The sequence below is a fragment of the Sulfuricella sp. genome (assembly GCF_035531155.1).
Lineage (GTDB): Bacteria > Pseudomonadota > Gammaproteobacteria > Burkholderiales > Sulfuricellaceae > Sulfuricella.
In genome coordinates this window covers 1-2,880 of the sequence record NZ_DATKTK010000023.1, presented here as the reverse complement: position 1 = coordinate 2,880, position 2,880 = coordinate 1, and the positions used below count along the sequence as shown (strand labels likewise).

3 protein-coding genes, 2 tRNA genes and 1 pseudogene are annotated in these 2,880 nt (G+C 57.0%); 2 read left to right on the top strand and 4 right to left on the bottom strand.

Annotated elements, in window-relative coordinates:
• A pseudogene (locus VMV64_RS04190) lies at positions 1 to 121 on the bottom strand (transposase); the annotation flags it as partial.
• Between the two features lie 479 nt (positions 122 to 600).
• Between VMV64_RS04190 and VMV64_RS04185 the strand changes: the two are divergent.
• Both VMV64_RS04185 and VMV64_RS04180 read left to right on the top strand, forming a co-directional pair.
• Positions 601 to 1,275 carry a hypothetical protein gene (locus VMV64_RS04185; RefSeq protein WP_325328695.1) on the top strand — a complete coding sequence of 225 codons (675 nt, stop codon included), beginning with the start codon at positions 601 to 603 and terminating at the stop codon, positions 1,273 to 1,275.
• A 9-nt stretch (positions 1,276 to 1,284) separates the two neighbouring features.
• Positions 1,285 to 1,434, top strand: a complete 150-nt coding sequence (locus tag VMV64_RS04180; RefSeq protein WP_325328694.1) for a hypothetical protein — start codon at positions 1,285 to 1,287, stop codon at positions 1,432 to 1,434.
• A gap of 4 nt (positions 1,435 to 1,438) precedes the next feature.
• Here the strand turns inward: VMV64_RS04180 and VMV64_RS04175 are convergent.
• The 3 genes from VMV64_RS04175 to VMV64_RS04165 form a co-directional block, all read right to left on the bottom strand.
• A tRNA-Lys gene (locus VMV64_RS04175) sits at positions 1,439 to 1,514 on the bottom strand.
• Between the two features lie 28 nt (positions 1,515 to 1,542).
• Positions 1,543 to 1,618 (bottom strand) — tRNA-Lys (locus VMV64_RS04170).
• Positions 1,619 to 1,675: 57 nt separating this feature from the next.
• Positions 1,676 to 2,880, bottom strand: a 1,205-nt coding sequence (locus tag VMV64_RS04165) for a YeeE/YedE family protein (RefSeq protein ID WP_325328693.1), incomplete at its 5' end; no start/stop codon positions are given.

Sequence of the window (2,880 nt, the reverse complement as noted above, 5' to 3'; positions counted from 1 at the left end):
ACCTGGCCGGCGGCGTGCCTGTCAGCGCATTGAACGTCCGGTCGCACCCGCGGCATTTGAACCGCTGCAGGTCGTCCGCAATGCCATTTCTGACCACCTGAGCGCTGCCGCAATGTGGGCAGTCTGGCCGCGCTGACAACTAGTCCTCGATCACTTCCACGGAAGCCGCCTTGTGCTCAGCCGCTTCAAAATCGGCTGCCACTTGCCGACGCTGCGACCGCGTCAGATTTCTCCACCTTTCCTCAGTGCCAACAATTCACGATTCCTCATCTCCGCCTCCCGGCATGCGTTCATCTGCGCCACGAGACCAGTTTCTCACCCGGCACGCGCTACATGAGCCTGTCACTACCATGCTGGAAATTCATAAGAGCCTTTATGAAACTGTCTGAGAAACTCCATAAGTGACAATGCATAATGCCGAATTTCTTTACAGTCGGATTTGCAAAATATACGAGAACGGTAATAAAACATTTCAAATCATAATCATTTGACCAGTCCCAAAATTTGGTATGAAATATGCTGACAGTATAAATATAGATTAAGACCCACAAGAAGAATCGTCTTCTGATATTTGGTGTCAGATTTTATTGAGGAGATATCATGTTAAATAATAAGATTTTTCATCGTTGGTGTGCATTGCTGGGTTTGGTAGCCGTAGCGATCGCACCTTTGCCAGCGCTAGCGTTGGATATAAACGGGTATTCGACGCCTGGCGATGGGGCATGTTGGCTCGACCCGGCCTGTTCCCTCGCACGCGGCGGCCATTCCGACATGATGACCGTTCTAAATCCGGACGGGACTGTTTACCAACGGATATTCGCCTTCGGTAACGAAGAAAATAATAATGGCTACTACTTCGATCCGACGCTGGTTTTCGTTAACCCGGCGATGGTTGCTTTCTATAGAACACTGCTCGAGCCTGATGGCGTAACGATCAGCGATCAGTTTGGGATCGGCACGTTACCGTCTGGGATTCAGGTCCTCGGTTTCCTTTCCGATGAAAACAATTTCTTCCCACCTCTTCAGAGCTTAACCTTTGTGGAAACACCTGATCAACCCAACTTGGTTCCCGAGCCAGGCGGAGACAGTGCCTATTTTACCGTCCCGTATAATGCCACGATGTACCTTGATCAAAGCATGCAACAAGCAGGATTCACGGCCTATTTCCGCTCCGACGTTGATGAGCCTTCAATACCAGCATTGCTGGGGGTTGGTGCCTTGAGTGCGTTCTTCGCTAGGCGCAGAAAAGCGCCACTCAAGTCCAGCGAGCGATAGGAGTACCAGATGATCCTGATCATCGATAAGCAAACGCCGCCTTTGGGCGGTGTTTCTTTTTCCAGATGGAGTGATGGGTCGGCACCGGTCGTTGCTGGCTACGATCTAGCTACGGTGCCACCAAAAGAAAAACGGCTTCCATCGCTGGAAGCCGCTTGAGTGTTGGTGGGCCCTGACAGGATCGAACTGTCGACAAACGGATTAAGAGTCCGCTGCTCTACCAGCTGAGCTAAGGGCCCGGTAGTTCTTTTCGCTTGCAGTTGTTTGTGGTGGGTCGTGCGGGGGTCGAACCCACGACAAACGGATTAAAAGTCCGCTGCTCTACCAACTGAGCTAACGACCCAGCGAAAGGCGCGAATTATAGGAAGTCGCCGCGCCGATGTCAAACCAGGATCGAGGCTCAAGCCTCGCGCATCATTTTCCAGTACTGGAGCTTCATCGTGCCGGCGGCCCCGGCGATGATGGCGGCGAGCGTCAGCATGGAGCCAATCGCCAGCGTCGATACCCCGGTGACGCCCTGGCCGATGGTGCAGCCCATCCCCAGCACGCCGCCAACGCCCATCAGCACGGCGCCGACCGCGTGATTGAAGAAGTCGCCGACGGAGGCGAACCATTCGATGCGGAAGCTGCGCTTTGCCAGCGCGTAGAGAAAGGAGCCGACGATCACTCCGGTCAGGGCGCAGATGCCGAAATTGATCAGCGATAAGTCGGCGGGGTGCATCAGATAACGCACCGTATCGCCCATCGGGCTGATGAAGGTATAGGACTGCACCTGGACGCGCGAAGGCACGGTGTCCGCCATCTCGGCCCATTCCTTCCAGGCCTGGCCGATGCTGCTGCCGGTGATGGCCCAGCCGGCAACCACCGCCAGGCCGATTACCGTGCCGCCCAGAACGTTGTCGCGATTGGCGCGGAAGTCGGCGGCCTTGAAGATGAACAACAGCAGCGCGACGACGAGGAGTGCGCCGAGCGCGAGATGCAGCGTCGCGGTGTTCTCCACGCCGGCCAGGCCGCCGATGATGGCATCGAGCGTCTGGCTCTTGATGCCGTACTTGGCCAGGCCGATGGCGAGCGGCGACATCCAGCTGTCGAACATCGTGCCGTAGAAATCGGTCCAGAGCATCAGGTAGGCCATCGCCGAGGCGATCACCAGCACCACCAGCGACTTCAAGTTGCCTCCGCCGATCCGCACCAGGGTCTTGTTGCCGCAGCCCGACGCGAGGGTCATGCCGATGCCGAACATAGCGCCGCCGAGCAGGTAGCGCAGCCAGGCGAAGTTCTCGGTGCGGTAGGGGGGGAAGGTCGAACCCGAGATATTCACCCGCCCGCTGGCCTCCAGCGCCACGACGCCGCCGATGGCGATGGCGATGGCCAGCAGCCAGGCGCGCAGGCGGCCGGTGTCGCCCATGTTGACCCAGTCGGACACCGCGCCCATGGTGCAGAAGTTGGTCTTGTTGGCGGTCGCGCCCATTACCGCGGCGATGGCGAACACCGCGAGCAGCACTTCGTTGTGAATCGTGAAAGCCATGCCGGGTCTCCGTTTTTGTTCGAATAGTTGAATTCTAATGAATGCCGGCAGCGATCGGATCAGTCTTATTGCGCCCC